This window comes from Paraburkholderia sp. BL9I2N2, assembly GCF_004339745.1.
Classification (GTDB): domain Bacteria; phylum Pseudomonadota; class Gammaproteobacteria; order Burkholderiales; family Burkholderiaceae; genus Paraburkholderia.
In genome coordinates this window covers 1,205,947-1,222,232 of record NZ_SMGP01000002.1, presented here as the reverse complement: position 1 = coordinate 1,222,232, position 16,286 = coordinate 1,205,947, and the positions used below count along the sequence as shown (strand labels likewise).

Here is a 16,286-nt window from a genome sequence, read left to right as displayed (position 1 = left end):
TTCTCAACGCTTCAAAGTGCTCATCCTGCTATGCAGGTCTGTTGCTCACATGATGCGCTTCGTACGGAGTTCCGTGAGCGAGGATCGCCCAGGCGATTCGCGCCATTTTGTTCGCCATGGCCACTGTTGCTACATTTGCTGGACGTCGCTCCTGTATTGCCTTTTGCCATCCGGTTGGTACTTTGGCGTGACACAGAACAGAGCGCGCCCCATGTATCAGCAACGTACGCAGGTATGGGTCGCCACGTCTGGAGATCGAGCCCAGCCGTATCTTTCCGCCGGTACCATTCTGACGAGGAACAAGTCCCAGAAACGCGGCGAACTCGCGCCCCGACCTGAATGTCTTCGCATCTCCAATTGTTGCTACCAGGGCCGTTGCAGTTAGGCGACCGATACCCGGCACTTCGGAGATCGCACGACATGCAGCTTCCTGTTTCTGCCAGGCGCCAATCCGCTTCTCGAGTTGATCGATGTCCTCTTCAAACAGGGTGATCCGACGCAACTGTTCGAGAAGGTTAAGAAGTATCGATCGTGGCAGCGTGTCTTCGAGTTCTGCCATGCGCTTTCTGATCTCGTCGAGTCCTGCTACGCGTCCTGCACGAAACGTAACGCCGAACTCATACAGCAACCCACGCAGCTGATTTATCTGCATCGTTCGAAACTTGACGAGCAACGAGCGCATACGATGAAGGCTTAGCATCACTTGCTGATCCTCTGTCTTGGCGGCAACCGTGCGCATGCCGGGTTGCTGCACTGCAGTCCAGATTGCCCGCGCGTCCGCCGCGTCGGTCTTGTTCGTTTGCACGAAAGGTCGAATGAATTGAGCGTGTAACAGCACCACCTCGTGTCCGAGCGCGCGGATCTTACGCGCCCACCAGTGAGCACTTCCGCAAGCCTCGAGGGCGACGCGACCGGCGGGGCGCTGCGCCAGAAATGCAATTAGATCGTCACGTCCGAACTTCCGATTCGCGATCTCGCCAGTTTGGGCGTCGACCCAGTACATCTGGAACACCCGCTTTGCAATGTCGAGTCCGTATGTCGTAGCATTCATCTGGGGCCTCCGTTCCATAAGTGGTTGTGTCGCAACTCCACTCTGGCACATTGATGCCGTTCGGTCCTGGGGGCCCTCAATCGTGCCCAATTCCCCGGAGGGAGGGCGGTGTCCATTCCATCTCGACCCGAAAGGGACACTCGGATCAGCACTGGGAGGTGTCGGCTTAACACTCGAGAGCGGACCTTGGCAGAGGTCCAGCCGTGAAAAGCACATCGACTACGGCTGCCGCGCTTAACCCGGTCGCGGGCTCGCATACGCTATAGCGGCCGAGCATAAGTTCGTATCAATGCCGATCGAGGGGCGGCGACGATAAAACTGCGAATGCCGATTGCATGAGGCGGCACGCGGCCGATCTACGGCCATTCGCCCGCGCTTTCACACGGACATTCGAACGTCGGCTCCACTACCAGACACCGGACGTTCGTGCGCGGATCATATCGGTCGCGTCGTGGCGCTGACGGGCATCGCGGGTCGCGTGCTCGCACAGGCAATGGCGGGCGAGGCCGCCCTTCGAGCTGTTCGCGAAACCAAGGCATGCGCGCTATCCTGGCGGCCCGTCATTTCGCGTCCCGGCGCTTGATCTCGGCATGCTGGATCAGCAGATTCGAGAACTGTTCTGAAACGAAGCGCGACGACCAGCACGTTTCCCTTTGCACCAGAAGCGACAACAGACCTCGCTTCCTGACCGTCCGGACCGGCCGTTGAGTCCGCCCGGGCGGGTGATGCGTCACGCCACCGTCATCGTCTGCGATCCCTGCTTTTCCAAAGTATGCCTGTCGACTGGATATGAGTATTCCCGCACGGAGTTTCCCCTTTCGAGCGAACACCATGTGGTTTCTGGCGTGGTTCCGGGCGGGTGCGCCGCTGGACGCCTGCCACCCGCACGATTGTTTCAGCAAGGAAGCAGCTGCAAATGAGAAATGGATAGCCGTGTTGCGATTGGCGAAATGTGAATGTTAGCGCCGCGGCCCTGTTAAGCGCCATTTACGGACGGTTTGCGACCGCTAATCCATTAGTTAGCCAGACTGCACCGTTCTGAAAGAGGCCGGGAAATGCTCAAAAGTCAGGACTACCAGCCAGCGCTGTGCAGGCACGAGGAAGTCGCCTTCTGGTGCGCCGCACGACGTTGCGTATCGGCACGAGGCCCACCGGGAGGTGGCTGGAGCGCTTCCATTTCTCTCTAGCTGCGAGGTGAATCATGAAAATTAAATCGTTGTTAGGCATTGCAGTTGCTTCGGTGGCTTTTGCGCCATCGCTGCAATCCATTCCAGCATGGGCCGATGGTCCGAAGTCCGCTTATGACAACGGCGGGACGGATGCATCGCTCGACCCCGGTGACGAACGTATGACCGCCGATGAGGAAAACCAGGCACGTCAGAAAGACCTGAGCAATGCCTACCATAGTGGATACGTTGCTCGGGCGAAGGAGGACGCCGAGACGTACGCTTCTTTGCGGGATCAGTTGAAGAGTCCGGCTAAGCAGGTCCAGTCGCACGATGTGCCGCCGCTCCCGCCCGCCATGCCAGACGACGAGGCCTTGCAGGCACCCGTCCCCGTCCCCCAACCGCACGTCGCCCAGCGCGCATTGCCGGCCCAGCCCGGGTATCAGATGGTTGCGCAGCAGCCGCAGTACGCGCCACCGCCGACGCGTTACCAGCAGGCGCCCGTCTATGCGCAAGCGCCGGTTTTTGAAAGCGGTCCGTCGAACTATCCGCAGCCGGTGTACGTGCAACAGGCCTATGCAGCGCCCCCTCCACCGGCTGTCCAGTACGTTCCGGTCTATCCCCAGGAGGAGGTGCAGGAATACCCGGTTCAGGCCGTGGTGCAGCCGGTCGTCGCCGTTGCCAGTCCCATTGCCTATCCGGTCTACCGGGCGGGATACTGGGCCGGGTCATTTCCCCGTCCGTACCGCCAAGGGCCCATGATCTACCAGGTCTCGCAATAGCGGAGGGCGCGGGCCAGGGTCGGTTCCAGGCCCGCGCCCGCGAGGCAGAGGATCTTCGGGTCGACCCGTAAACCCTGACTACTGCACGAGCCGGGCTCGCAGGCGCGAATATTCCGCTTCCAAAATGGCCCCTGCCGATTTCAGACGGTCAAGCTTTTCGATCTCCTCGGTTACGCCGAAACCAGCGGCTTGGTGCAGATCATCGCGAGTCTGCTTCTCCCGCTCCTGATTGCGCTCGGCTATGCCACGGCCCTGCGTGGGTTTATGCTGAAAACATAAAAGACAGGAGTCGGCCGATGCTGTTGAAAAAGTCGCTGACCGTCTCTCTCAAAAGGTTTTTAGGGGTCTTCCTACCCTTAACCTGCGTTCGCCAGCGGTTTGTAGGCCGATCTAAGGGGTCGTTTTTCTCACCGGCGATTTGAGAAAGCAGAGCAGCGACTTTCAACAGCATCGCCCAGATCGTGTCAGCCTTCGTGACTCGCGAGCGCGGATTTCTGAACTTGCGCCGATCACTGCGTAGTGCGTGCCCGGTGGGGCAGCGATATTCATTGGCCAGTTCATCCCATTTGAACTCGCTGCTGGACAATGTATCGTCCTTGCGTGCGGTTTTATCCCAGACCGGAACATGTGGTGCAATTTCCTTCTCTTCGATCAGCCAGGCAAGCATCGCCGCTGAGCCATACGCGGTGTCGCCTGCAAGACGTCGAGGTTTGAGATCATGCCGCCGCTCAACGCGGTCAATCATCGTCCTGGTCGATTCCACTTCGTGCGACCGGTTCGCGGGCGTCGCCTCGACGTCCACGATGATCCCTGCCCGCAGGTCAATAAGATAATTAGTCGAGTAGGCGAAGAACGGCAAGCCGCCCCTCGCGGCTGTCCAGCTCGCGGCGGGATCCGTCAAAGATACCTTCTTTGGAGGCCTCGATGTCTCTACCTTCTCCGCCACTTCGGTGCTTGCCGGATTAGCTTCTTCCAATGCTTCCAGATACTCCCGCACTGCACGGCTTTGGCCGTTGACGCAACCCCAGTCGATGGGCTCAGAACCCGGAACACCGCGTACAGAGCTCGCATCGGCTCTGATGATGCTCGCGTCAATCGCGAATCCTTCACCCTTTACGAGACCTTCGGACATGCATCGGCCCACTACCGACTCGAACACATGGCGTAGCACATCGCTATCGCGGAAGCGACCGTGGCGGTTCTTGGAGAATGTCGAGTGTTCGGGTACGGCGTCCTCCAGGCCCAGGCGGCAGAACCATCGATACGCCCGATCCAGATGCACCTCTTCGCATAGCCTGCGCTCTGACCGAATGCCGAAACAGTAGCCGACGATCAACATGCGGATCATGAGCTCCGGATCAATCGATGGCCGTCCCATCGGACTGTAGTACGGCGCGAGATGCCGGCGTAGATCACTCAGATCCAGGAAGTGATCGATGCCTCTCAACAGGTGCTCGCGAGGGACGCGATTATCGAGGTTGAACGAGTAGAAGAGTTTGTCCTGTCCGCTGCCCAGTTGACCCATCATGACGAATCACTCCCGTCGATCGATGTCGTCCAGGATACCCAACAATCTCCACAGCGGGCGACTTTTTCAACACAATCTGCGGTACAGCGGTCGTTCGATAGAAGTCGTCGCGAACGACCGCTGTGACATCAACGAATGCGTACTTTCGACGGAGAACGCAAGATCAAGAAGCCGAAGGCCATGGGACCTCTCATTGTGATCGGGGCGACGGCGTTTAGAAGCCCGCGGTCCGATCGATGAGTTTTTTTCACCGTGGAAGGCTTTCAAGTTCTCGAATTCTCCCGCAATGTTGATCTTTTTTGCGAGCGCGACCGGCTGTTAAATCGGTCCACGCGCGTCATAAATATCGCTCTTCCCCGTCGCCCCGGTGCGTAGAAGCTAAAGGCGATCCTCAAAGTGCGCAGTCGCCAACACTGCACGCGGCATTCTTGACAGTCCGCAGCCGCTGCGCTGCGCCGGGGAGCGTCTGCCGAGGCCGTCGCGTCTCGATTTCCTGTCAGCGAGTTTTTCTCACCGTGAGCCGAGATAAAGTCGTTTGTTGACGAGCGGCACGTCCGCTACTCTAAATGCACGCACCAGTCTCAGCGGGCGCGTCAAATCAAGCGCACGAACACGCTCCTTCGACCATTGCGTCACGGAATGCGGCTAAGCATATAAAGCGCGAGTCCTTGACGGACGATTATTCAAATTGTTGGAGACAAACATGGGATTCAATCGTAGAAACTTTCTCATCACCGGAACCGGAGCCGCCTTTGTCGGTGCGACAGGCCTCCTGGATGGTCCGTGGGTTCGGCGCGCCAACGCGGCAGAATTCTCCTATAAGGTCGGCACGAACCTGCCGGCAAATCATCCGCTGAATGTTCGCATTCAGGAGGCAGCGGATGCGATCAAAAAGGAGACAGACGGTCGGGTCGACCTTCGGGTGTTTCCAAATAATCAGCTCGGCGGCGACCCCGACATGTTCTCGCAGTTACGGGCTGGCGCACTGGAGTTTTATACGGTCTCGGGCGCTAATACCCTTTCGACTCTGGTTCCCAAGGCATCCATCTCCGGAGTCGGCTTTGCATATAAAGACTATGACCAGGTATTCGCGGCATTCGATGGCGACCTTGGCGCCCATATTCGCGGGCTGATTGGAAAGGCGAATCTGATCGTGCAGGACAAGATCTGGAACAACGGGTTCCGGCAGATCACGACCAGTACAAAGCCCGTCAAGACTCCTGCCGACCTCCAGGGGATGAAAATCCGGGTGCCGGGTGGTCGTCTCTGGATCTCGCTGTTCAAGTCGCTGTCCGCAGCCCCCGCGTCGATCAGCTTCAACGAGGTCTATTCTTCGTTGCAGACAAAGGTCGTTGACGGCCAGGAGAACGCGCTGGCTGTGGTAGACGCCGCGAAGCTCTATGAAGTCCAGAAATACTGCTCGATGACGAACCACATGTGGGACGGCTACTGGTTGCTGGGCAACAAGCCAGCGTGGGAAAAAATGCCGCCCACCGTCCGTGACATCGTCTCAAAGCACCTCAATGCGGGGGCACTGAAGCAACGACAAGACGTGATCCAGTTAAACGCCTCGCTGCAAAAGACGCTCGCGGGCAGAGGGCTTGCGTTTAACACCGCTGACGCGAACGCGTTCCGCCAAACCCTGAAATCTGCGAACTTCTACACGGAGCAGAAGCAATTCTTCGGCGACGAAGAATGGAGTCTCATGGAGAAATACACGGGGAAGCTGGCATGAGAACGCAAATGCTGAAAGACGTGGATGACGCGCTCGAACAACAGACCAGCGCAACCGTCCACCACACGACGAAGACGATGCCCCGCTGGCTGTCCCGCGTGGACTTCGCACTCGGCGTAATCGTCTCTGTGCCGGCGGCACTGCTGGTGCTAGCAGAAATTGTCCTGCTTTTCAGCGGCGTTGTGGCCCGTTATGTCCTGCACCACCCGTTAATCTGGAGCGACGAACTCGCTGCCATCCTGTTTCTCTGGCTCGCCATGACAGGTGCCGCTACGGCGTTGCACCGAGGAAGCCACATGCGCATGACGGCACTGGTCAACCGCATGGGCGAGCACTGGGATCCGTTCTGGGACACCATTTCGATGGTGGCGAGCATGCTTTTTCTCGGGCTCATACTTGTTCCATCGATCGCTTACATCAAGCAGCAGTGGGACATTCTGACCCCGACAATGGAGATCAATGACGGCGTACGCGTTGCGGCTATCATCTTCGGGGTTGTGTCGATGCTGCTGATCTGCGTGGTCAAGCTGTTAGCAATCGGCTGGAAGACCGCTATCGCTGGGATTGCGGTGTCGCTAGTGACTGTGTTTGTGCTGGAACATGCAGGGCCGGTTTTGCAATCGCTCGGAAACCTGAACCTGGTGATTTTCTTCGTGGGTGTGGTCGGTTTTACCGTCCTGAGCGGAATGCCTATCGCATTCTCCTTCGGCCTTTCCGTGTTTGCTTATCTTTCAATGTCAACGTCCATGCCGTTGGAAATTGTCGTCAGCCGCATGGACGAAGGAATGTCTCAAATCCTTCTGTTGGCTGTGCCGATGTTTATTTTCCTCGGGCTTCTCATAGAGATGACAGGGATGGCACGGGCGATGATCAACTTCCTGGCATCGTTGCTGGGTCACGTTCGGGGTGGCCTCTCATATGTTCTGGTTGGCGCGATGTATCTGATTTCCGGGATTTCGGGGTCAAAGGCGGCCGATATGGCGGCTGTTGCTCCGATTCTGTTCCCTGAGATGAAGAAGCGTGGCGAGAATCCTGGCGAGCTCGTCGCACTGCTATCCGCAACCGGCGCACAGACCGAAACGGTTCCGCCAAGCATCGTGCTCATCACGATCGGATCGGTTACTGGCGTGTCAATCTCTGCGCTTTTTACCGGTGGTCTGTTGCCGGGGCTCGTACTGGCGTTCATGTTGTGCATGCTCGTCTGGTGGCGGGCCCGAAAATTCGAGCCCACGTCCTCCACGAGGGCCGCGTGGTCCCTGGTCGGAAAGGCTTTTGTGGTATCGATCCCGGCCTTGGCCCTTCCGGTTGTCATCCGCGTGGCTGTGGTGGAAGGCGTAGCCACGGCAACGGAAGTTTCGACAGTCGGCATCGCGTATTCTGTTGTCGCCGGGCTCATAGTGTATCGATGCTTTGACTGGAAGCGTGTTGGCCCCATGCTCGTGGAGACGGCCGCTCTTTCCGGTGCGATCCTCATCATCATTGGTACGGCTACAGCGATGGCGTGGGCGCTCACACAGTCCGGCTTCTCTCATGGACTGGCGGATTTTATGCAGCATCTGCCAGGGGGCGCGTTCACCTTCATGGTTGTGTCAATCTTCATGTTCATCATCCTGGGCAGCGTCCTCGAGGGAATACCAGCCATCGTGCTCTTCGGGCCGTTACTTTTCCCCATTGCCCGAGCGGTTGGCATCCATGAAGTTCAATACGCGATGGTCGTCATTCTTTCGATGGGTTTGGGGCTGTTCTCACCGCCGTTCGGGGTCGGCTATTACGGCGCGTGCGCGGTCAGCAAGATCTCGCCGAACCTGGGCATCCGTCCGATCATGGGTTATATGGCTGCACTGTTCATTGGCATCGTGGTCATCGCGGCGGTACCGTGGATTTCGACCGGCTTTCTGAAAAGCTAGGAGGCGGGTACACGCAGAAATCGAAGAGGCTGGACGCACGTCCAGCCTTTTTTGTTTGGTGCGCTCAGCATGGGCGCGCTCTTGTGGGTGCAAGTCCCACCGCAAATTGATCACAGCGAGCGAAGCAAAGCGCAACTGCATAAGGGTGACCGAGTGTGGGGAGGAAGCGTGTAGCGAAACTGCGAGCCGATGAACAAGAACCGGACAGAAGGCGGTGCCGACCAGGGCGAGCGGGCCAAAAACCGCAAAGCTCTCGTGATCAAGGGGAGGCAGCGTAGATCCGGCGGAATCTGCGTCACCGGTTGCGTGCCATTCAGCTCAAACACTAGCGCCGTGGCATGACCATCTACCGGGAACTGCGTGCGGTGGGGGCATCGGCTGACGTTGCGCCCCGTGGCGGCGAACAGTCGTCGATGGTGGCGAATAGCGACCGGCTGCTCAACAGCGTGCTGACCATCGCATACTTCGATCGGCTGGGCGTGCCTCGACTCTTATAACCTTAACTTCTCGAACCGCCCGGTGCGGACCTGCATGCCGGGTGGTGTGGCAGGGGTACGGCCTCATGGCCGTCCCCTATGCCGATGACGTCGCTTCGGGGCATCAGGCGATCGTGGCGATGTTGATAAGCTGATAAGGCCATGAGATGGTGGGAAGCAACTATCGTCAGCGCGGACTGGACACGGCGTCAGTGCGTTCCCGCCAGTATCAAGTTGCGGAACAAGAGAACAGAACGGTGCCTTCAACAAGCTCGCCTGCGCCGGCCGATACGATATGCCGGATGGCAGATCAGTCCCTCGTAGTTTTATCGGCGCTCCTGGATTCGCTCATGCTGCAGCAAGGCTTCACCGGAGCTGACTACCAACATGCCAAGGAGTTGTTCCAACCTAGCCTGGCATCGTGTGAAAAGCCCCCCGGATATGCCGCCAAGCTGGACGTCGTAGATACATACGATCTTCTCGAGTATAGAGCTAGCGTCCTCACTGAGTGTCCACGGCCCGCCGCCTGCGTGAACAGCCGCGATGGCCTCCATCTCGCGCTCAGCGTCGCAGTAAAGCTGATAGTCGCCGGCACCCAGCCCCTCGTTCCACATCAAATGTGAGAGGTATGTTGTTCGGATGAGTTGATATAGGAGACGCTGGCTGCCGTGGCCGGATTGAAATGAAGCGAGGGCAAGGTGCGAGACTAGAGACAGGTCTTTGACAAGCGGCAAGGGAAGCGGAAGCAGCATCTGTTTGGACAGCGCCGGTCCGCGTCGTGGTTTTTTGAGATTCCGTGCTTTCGTTACCATGGCGGATACCTGCGCCTTGCCGAAACTCATGGGGGCCCGGCGCAGCGCGCCCCCATGCCCTGACGTATGAATGAAAGATCAGGAAGGGTAGACGATTCTCAGCAGATTACTGATGCCGGGCGTGCCAAACGGGACACCTGCTGCGATCAGGAGCGGTTTGCGGCGGTCGACACCGATCCGATGCGCTGCCGCCGTGGCTTTCGTGACCATATCTTCCACGTTCTCCGCATCGTCGACATGTAAAGGACAGGCACCCCAAGTCAACGTAAGTTGACGCGCAACGGCTTCATCAGGAGTGAGCGACAGGATGCGGGCGGCTGGCCGTTCGCGAGCAATCCGCGCGGCAGTCGCGCCGGAAGTGGTGTAGGCGATGATTGCTGCGACCGGCAACATTGACGTGACGGTAAAGATCGCTGCGCTGATCGCACCCGGTGCGTCAGCAGAGGCGGGCGGCCTGACTGCTTTCAGCAGTTGGCGATACGACGGCGCATTCTCTGTGTGCTCGATAATACGATTCATCATCGAAACGGCTTGGACTGGAAAGGCACCTGACGCGGACTCCGCGGACAACATAACGGCATCGGCACCGTCAAAAACGGCCGTCGCTACGTCGGACGTCTCTGCTCGCGTGGGCACGGCAGAGTTCACCATCGACTCCAGCATCTGCGTTGCTACAACGACAGGCTTTCCGGCCTCCCGGCATAAACCCACGATCCGCTTCTGGATTACCGGGACTTCCTCGGGCGGCAATTCAACACCCATATCGCCACGCGCAATCATGATTGCGTCGGAAGCCTCAATAATCTCCTCGATCGAATCCACGGCGGATGGCTTCTCGATCTTGGCTATAATCGCAGCCCGGCCTTTGATCAGATTACGCGCTTCGCGCACGTCGTCTGCCCGCTGCACAAAAGACAGTGCGATCCACTCTACTCCTTGTTCCAAACCGAATTGGAGGTCTTGCCTGTCCTTTTCGGTCAGTGCCGGAATGGGGAGGACCACGCTCGGGACGTTGACGCCTTTTCGGTCCGAAAGGATGCCGCCGATGACAACTTCCGTGGTCATACGGGTAAGCGACGTATCGACAATCTTGAACCTCAGCAGGCCGTCGTTGGCAAGCAAAGTATCGCCGATCGCCGCGACTGCGAAGATTTCCGGGTGCGGGAGACAGACCCTCGACTCGTCACCGGGCGCGCTATCAAGGTCAAAGCTGAAGGTCTGTCCTGGCCGCAGATCGACTTTCCCATCTTTGAACCGCGCCACACGCAGCTTCGGCCCTTGCAGATCGAGCAGCACGCCGATCGGACGACCATGCCGGGCCTCGATACGGCGAATTGCTTGCAGTCGCTGAGCCTGTTCCGCATGGCTGCCATGGCTCATGTTCAATCTGAAAACATCGGCGCCGGACACATACAGGCTCTCAATCAGGCTTTCGGCGGAGCTTGATGGTCCGAGCGTCGCAAGGATTTTCGTGGAACGGTTTCTATTCATCGATGAAGATTCTCAGGTTGCGGAAGATTTGGTGCGGAAGGGACGAGGAATCGAAGCGGGCCGGAGATGAGGCCGCTCGGGTAAGCGAGCAACCACCGCCTTCCGATGTGACGACATTGCAGTCGGTCTCGATCTGTACAGGGAACCTATGCGATCGAGACTTGCTGCGCGTGACTCCGTGCCAAGGTCCTCCTGTTCGCAATCGCCGAAGCGTCGGACCGTTGTCCGACGTTCTTGATTGACCAACGGGAACGCGCTTTAGGTCGCCGTCGCCGTTAGCATCTACTTTTCGGCGTGAAAAAAGTGTGTCCTCGCCGCGGGGCGTGGCGATTATCTTGTGGTGCCATCCCGTGCGAGGACGAAGAAGTTTTCGTCGCCCATCTGGCCGCCCTTGAGGGCAAGCTGAAGGTTTCGCAAATGAGACTTATCGGAAAGCACACGGCACAATGGCGCGCCTGCGGCGAGGCGGCCATCAATCTCAAGCGCGTCGGGCCCAAGAACTTGTGTCACTTGACTCGACGTATCACCGCCTGAGAGAACCAGGCGGCGCAAATGAGTGGCCTCAAGAACAGCATTCGCGACTGCGCCAAGCCGTTGGCCTAGCAATCGACCGCCTTGATGCCGAGCGTCGTCCTGGGTCAGTCCGTCGGCGGTGAAGTACTCAAGCATTTCGGCGATGCGTGTATCGCGCGGCCCGCGGGCGGTGTGCATGATGACACTGCGCCCGTCGCTGAGCAGCGCAATCGTGCGGCCGACGATATCTTGAGCTGTTTGCTGCCAGGAGTCTTCTCGAACAAGCGCTTTTGCGTCGATGGCAATCTCGGCGAAGCCTGCCGCGATCGCCGTGTCAATCTGTGCGGAAGACAGTGGTGACGCACTGCCGGAGATGGCAAGAATTTGACTCGTGGGCGCGATATGGTCGTAATATCGCTGCGTATTGGGAAGCTTCCCGAGTTCACGCCACCATTGGGTCAGCGCATACTCGACCCCGGACGAGCCAATGGTAAATATGGGACCGACCGTTGAAGCATAGCCGTCAAGGATGCGACCGACTTCGGTCAGATGACGTTCCGTGACTGAATCGAGCAAGATTCCCGAGTCGCCGGTTGAAGTTGCTTCCGACCACGCCCGGTCTATTTCTTCTCGAGCGCCTTCCAGACTGGGCAGGAAGATTCCGGAGAGAGGCAGGTCTGTCTGCAGCGCCAGATGGCGCAGAAGATCTCCTTCCATCATCGGTGTGACCGGATGGACGCTCATGATCGGATGGCGATCGATTCGATAAGTCTTGTTGTCGGTACCGGATCGGGCAAACAGGTTGCCAAACGCGCAGTAGCGTTTTAATGCTGGAGTACCGGCAACAATCGGAACTGGCGTACTGATGATTCCAGCGCGGGCTATCTCCAGAGCTTTTCCGATGCTTCCTATCGTCGGTCCGCTATCGAAAGTTGAACACACTTTGTAGTGAAGGATCGGGGCATTCAGGTCGCGCAGAGCCTCGAATACCGATGGAAGGGATGCTTCCATTTCGGACGGACTCATCCCTCGACTGTCACCTGCGACACCGATCGCATCAAATCCGCCGAGTTGCGATAGTTTTTCGGACGAAGGCGCTTTCAGGAAAAGGGCGCACCGCAGCCCCGCGAAAGCCAGGACTTCCAGAGCGTCAGTCGATCCGGTAAAGTCGTCGCCGTAGAAAGCCAGACGCAATGCTGCGTCCGTTTGTTCGGATTTTGCACTCATCTCGGATCACGCCGATTGGAAGTGAGACAGGGCAGCACGCAGTGCAGGCCGGGACTCCGCGAAGGTTTTCAGATCTACTCCTTCGACTGCCGCTTCCCACCCTTCCCGCATACTGGCAACACCCGCGGCGATTCCGTGCGGATGTCCGATGATTCCGCCACCGGCCAGATGCATCAGGTCCACGGAGCCCAGTTGAGCGTAAAGGTCAGGAGCTTGAGACGCCCACTGGCCCGACGAAAAAACCGGCATTAGCGGCTGCACACCCGCGAACGGTACCAGGCAGGCACGGGCCGAATCGATGACGGATGTATCTGGCTCCCAGAATTTGCTGCGAATGCCGTTGACGTGCAGATGATCTACTCCGGCAAGTCGCCACAACTTCTGAAACGCCTGAAAGGAGAACCCGAGTTCCGGACAGCGTGTGAACGCCCCCCAGCCGTTGCGATGGCCGTGGATAGGTACTTGGGCATGCTTGCGAAGATGCTCGACGCCAGCAAAACCGACCCAATTAATGGAAACCATCACGCACGTACCGCCGGCCCGCAGAACCGCATCGTGTCGGTGGAGCATCTCGTCGATTGTGCCGGAGATGTTGATCGCGTACATCGGCATGCGACCCATGCGGTCGGCGTGTCGATGCAAGACCGGCATGACGGCTGCGAGCCGCTCATCAAAGCTCGCGTATGCGGGATCGGCGAGCAGTTCGTCATCCTTGATGAAGTCAATGTCGGCGGCGCAAAGGCTATCGACGATTTCCGCCGTCTGCTCCGGAAGCAAGCCGATGCTCGGCTTGATGATCGTCCCGATCATTGGTCTGTCGTAGACCTTGGCGAAGTCACGGGTTCCGCCAATACCGAATTGAGGGCCGGGGAATTGTGCCGCGTACGTTGCTGGTAGATCGACGTCAAGCAGGCGCAGCCCTGTCACTTCACCTAACTCAAACAGGTTGCCTGCAACAGTCGATAAAAGGGTGGGCAGATTCGCGCCAATGTTGTCCACCGGGAAGGCGATCTCGATCTCGCCTCGGTAATAGACGCTCGGCGGACCCTTGCGTTCGACGTGAGCGCTGCGCAGCGACGGCTCGAGAACGGGGGGGTGCGAATCGACCTTCACCACACGAGCCCGGGCACGATTTTTTAGCGCATCAGTTTCTCCCGGGAGCGCGAGAAACGTTCCGCTCGACTGTTCGCCGGCAATGACCTCGGCGGCTTTTGCAATCGGTACTGAGCTTTCAACAAAATAGCGCGCAGTGAATTCCGCTCTTTGACTGGAGGTTTCGACCATGTTCGACTCTGCGTCCTGGGGTATTAGACCTGAAACCGGGCGCATGGACGTATCGTGTGACGCATGCGCTTAAACCGGGGGATGTCCAGAATATAGGTTTGACGACTCGCGACATCAAACGATATGATTTCTCGACGCGGAGCGAAAAACTCACAATAGGCCACTTCCATCAGCACTGGGCCTCGGGCCCACAGGAGCCCACGTGCCTCGTCTATCGTTGAATGCGCTGCGCGCCTTTGAAGCCACAGCTCGCCTTCGGAGCTTCGGTGCCGCTGCCGACGAGCTCAGCGTCACTCATGGTGCGGTCAGCAGACATATCCGCGCGCTTGAAGACCAGCTGGGCCTGCTACTGCTGTCACGAAATGCGCACGCGACTGAGCCGACGCCTGAAGGGGCGCAGTTGGCCGAAGGCCTGAGCGTGGCGTTCAACCTTATACAAAGGACCGTCGATCAGCTGAAGCCCGGGCCGTTGACGCTCTCATGCTCGGCCTCGATCATGATGTACTGGCTGCTGCCGCGCCTCTCAAAGCTGAAAAATGCGATCCCATCGCTTGAGCTGAGTTTCAACACCAGTCATGGCGAAATCGACTTCACCCGAGACAAGATAACGGTGGCAATTCGGCTCTCATCCATCCCGGTGCCAAAAGGCGTCACCCCGATACCGTTGATTGAGGAATGGATCGGCGCAGTGTGCGCCCCGGAGTACATGCAAACAAACCGGATCGAAAAACCGAGCGACCTTGAGCGGGCGCGGCTTCTAGCAACCAATACGCGACCGTCCGCGTGGGTCGACTGGTTTAAGGCGACCTCGACTGTGCTCGAAAACCCACCCGAGATCGCTGAATCGTTCGATCATTTTTATCTTCAGATCCAAGCCGCTAAATGCGGATTGGGAGTCGCTGCAGTGCCGAGAATGCTTGTCCGAGACGAACTGGACTCCGCTGGTCTTGTCGCGCCGTTCGGCTTCGTCCCAGGACCTGTAAGTATTGTGCTGTGGGTTGCTCCTCACGCGGCGAGTCAGTCGAAAACCGTCGCCTTGGTGGAATGGCTAAGGAACGAGCTACAGCAAATGGAAGGATGAAGCCTCATCGGCCTGTTTTCTCGCAGCGATCTGCATAACTTAGTGTGACTTTTTTTCACGATGTGCGGCCTTATTATCCTTTGACCGTGTCCGCTTAGGCTCCAATAATCTCCACACGGGATGGCGCGCAGCGCCGTCGTTCTACGCTTACGGGCATCCTGTCGATGCCGCTAGCGGACTGACATCAAAAGGGACAAGGTGGAGCAGATGGAGCAAAAAGACGCAAGCCGCGTTGCAGTAGTCACGGGCGGCGCAATGGGCATCGGTGTAGATTCAGCAGAACAGCTTGCAAAACGGGGTTATCACGTCGTTCTCGCCGATATCAATAAGAACGCCGCAGAGGAAGCGGCGTCAAACTTGCGGCGCGCGGGCCTGTCAGTTTCGGCTACGGAGATGGATGTCTCAAGCGCCGAATCGATTGCCGCTGCGTTCGATGCGATCGACAAGACGCACGGGCGTTGTGACGTGTTGGTGAACGGCGCCGGCATTGCCAAGCTGGTGCCATTCATAGACTATCCCCTCGACACGTTTCTCAAAACCATGCAGGTCAATGTAACTGGCGCGTTTCTATGCTCCCAACATGCCGCGCGTCTGATGGTTAAGAACCGCTGGGGCCGCATTATCAATATAGCATCGGTGGCCGGCATGCGAGCGGTCGGTAGGGGACGCACGGCCTACGGCACGTCGAAAGGCGCTGTCATCGCTTTAACGCGCCAGATGGCGGTGGAACTCTGTGACTACGGCATCACCGCTAACGCAATCGCCCCGGGTCCAGTTGATACACCGATGACTAAGGCGCTCCACAGCGAAGACTTCCGTGCCGAATACTCAAATGCGATTCCGATGAAGCGATACGGCACAACGTCGGAAATCGCCGCAGCCGTCTGCTACCTGGCGTCGGAGGAAGCTGGATATACGAACGGGATCGTGCTTCCGGTGGACGGTGGATTCCTCGCATGGGGGGCAGGCGCGGTTTGAACGGCATTCGAGGGCTCGGGACACCCACCGCTGGGAGCAAAGGATAGTGGCAGCCGATTGGCTTCAAAACCCGTGCGCGGTCGGTGAGCGCCGGCTTGACCGGCAGCAGCCTTTCAGCGCGTCCTGAGCATTAGCAGGCAGGGCGGCATCCCTGAGAGCCCGTTATACCGCTCGGGAGCGGCTGTTCAGGTCACGGAAAGGCTGAACGGCGAGTTAGGGTGGGGAGTAGGCACTGCCGACTAGCCGCTTTCCAGC

The 16,286-nt window shown here is 58.3% G+C and carries 11 protein-coding genes and 2 pseudogenes; 7 read left to right on the top strand and 6 right to left on the bottom strand.

What is annotated here, in order from left to right:
- Nucleotides 1-28 precede the first annotated feature (28 nt).
- Nucleotides 29-1,051, bottom strand: coding sequence for an IS110 family transposase (locus tag B0G74_RS27360; protein WP_132378151.1), 1,023 nt, complete (start codon nucleotides 1,049-1,051; stop codon nucleotides 29-31).
- A gap of 451 nt (nucleotides 1,052-1,502) precedes the next feature.
- On the opposite strand from B0G74_RS27360, the pseudogene B0G74_RS46790 reads away from it, so the two are divergent.
- Together B0G74_RS46790 and B0G74_RS27350 are read left to right on the top strand one after the other, a co-directional pair.
- A pseudogene (locus B0G74_RS46790) lies at nucleotides 1,503-1,674 on the top strand (FAD-dependent oxidoreductase); the annotation flags it as partial.
- Between the two features lie 578 nt (nucleotides 1,675-2,252).
- Complete coding sequence (locus B0G74_RS27350) at nucleotides 2,253-2,999, top strand: hypothetical protein (protein ID WP_132378149.1); 747 nt, start codon at nucleotides 2,253-2,255, stop codon at nucleotides 2,997-2,999.
- Between the two features lie 457 nt (nucleotides 3,000-3,456).
- Here B0G74_RS27350 and B0G74_RS27345 read toward each other — a convergent pair.
- Nucleotides 3,457-4,527, bottom strand: a pseudogene (locus tag B0G74_RS27345) (IS1182 family transposase); the annotation flags it as partial.
- Nucleotides 4,528-5,230: 703 nt separating this feature from the next.
- On the opposite strand from B0G74_RS27345, the gene B0G74_RS27340 reads away from it, so the two are divergent.
- The 3 genes from B0G74_RS27340 to B0G74_RS27325 all read left to right on the top strand — a co-directional run bounded on the left by B0G74_RS27340 (nucleotide 5,231) and on the right by B0G74_RS27325 (nucleotide 8,666).
- Entirely contained in the window at nucleotides 5,231-6,262 is a 1,032-nt protein-coding gene (locus tag B0G74_RS27340; RefSeq protein ID WP_132378147.1) for a TRAP transporter substrate-binding protein, read from the top strand.
- A gap of 77 nt (nucleotides 6,263-6,339) precedes the next feature.
- A complete protein-coding gene (locus tag B0G74_RS27335) occupies nucleotides 6,340-8,169 on the top strand; it encodes a TRAP transporter large permease subunit (RefSeq protein WP_243658370.1) in 1,830 nt (609 codons plus the stop codon).
- Nucleotides 8,170-8,507: 338 nt separating this feature from the next.
- On the top strand, nucleotides 8,508-8,666 hold the full coding sequence (locus B0G74_RS27325) for a hypothetical protein (protein ID WP_165923931.1): 159 nt from the start codon (nucleotides 8,508-8,510) through the stop codon (nucleotides 8,664-8,666).
- 305 nt (nucleotides 8,667-8,971) lie between these two features.
- Here the strand turns inward: B0G74_RS27325 and B0G74_RS27320 are convergent, their stop codons facing one another.
- From B0G74_RS27320 to B0G74_RS27305, 4 genes are all read right to left on the bottom strand, one after another.
- A complete protein-coding gene (locus B0G74_RS27320) occupies nucleotides 8,972-9,487 on the bottom strand; it encodes a hypothetical protein (protein ID WP_132378143.1) in 516 nt (171 codons plus the stop codon).
- 48 nt (nucleotides 9,488-9,535) lie between these two features.
- Entirely contained in the window at nucleotides 9,536-10,948 is a 1,413-nt protein-coding gene (gene pyk, locus B0G74_RS27315; RefSeq protein ID WP_132378141.1) for a pyruvate kinase, read from the bottom strand.
- A gap of 330 nt (nucleotides 10,949-11,278) precedes the next feature.
- Nucleotides 11,279-12,688 carry a four-carbon acid sugar kinase family protein gene (locus B0G74_RS27310; RefSeq protein ID WP_132378139.1) on the bottom strand — a complete coding sequence of 470 codons (1,410 nt, stop codon included), beginning with the start codon at nucleotides 12,686-12,688 and terminating at the stop codon, nucleotides 11,279-11,281.
- Between the two features lie 6 nt (nucleotides 12,689-12,694).
- Nucleotides 12,695-13,972 (bottom strand): ribulose-bisphosphate carboxylase large subunit family protein, encoded by a 1,278-nt coding sequence (locus tag B0G74_RS27305; protein ID WP_132378137.1) that lies wholly within the window; start codon nucleotides 13,970-13,972, stop codon nucleotides 12,695-12,697.
- Nucleotides 13,973-14,174: 202 nt separating this feature from the next.
- On the opposite strand from B0G74_RS27305, the gene B0G74_RS27300 reads away from it, so the two are divergent.
- Together B0G74_RS27300 and B0G74_RS27295 are read left to right on the top strand one after the other, a co-directional pair.
- Nucleotides 14,175-15,053: a LysR substrate-binding domain-containing protein gene (locus tag B0G74_RS27300; protein ID WP_132378135.1), complete on the top strand. Its 879-nt coding sequence runs from the start codon at nucleotides 14,175-14,177 to the stop codon at nucleotides 15,051-15,053.
- Between the two features lie 207 nt (nucleotides 15,054-15,260).
- Entirely contained in the window at nucleotides 15,261-16,031 is a 771-nt protein-coding gene (locus B0G74_RS27295) for a 3-oxoacyl-ACP reductase family protein (RefSeq protein ID WP_132378133.1), read from the top strand.
- Nucleotides 16,032-16,286: the final 255 nt, after the last annotated feature.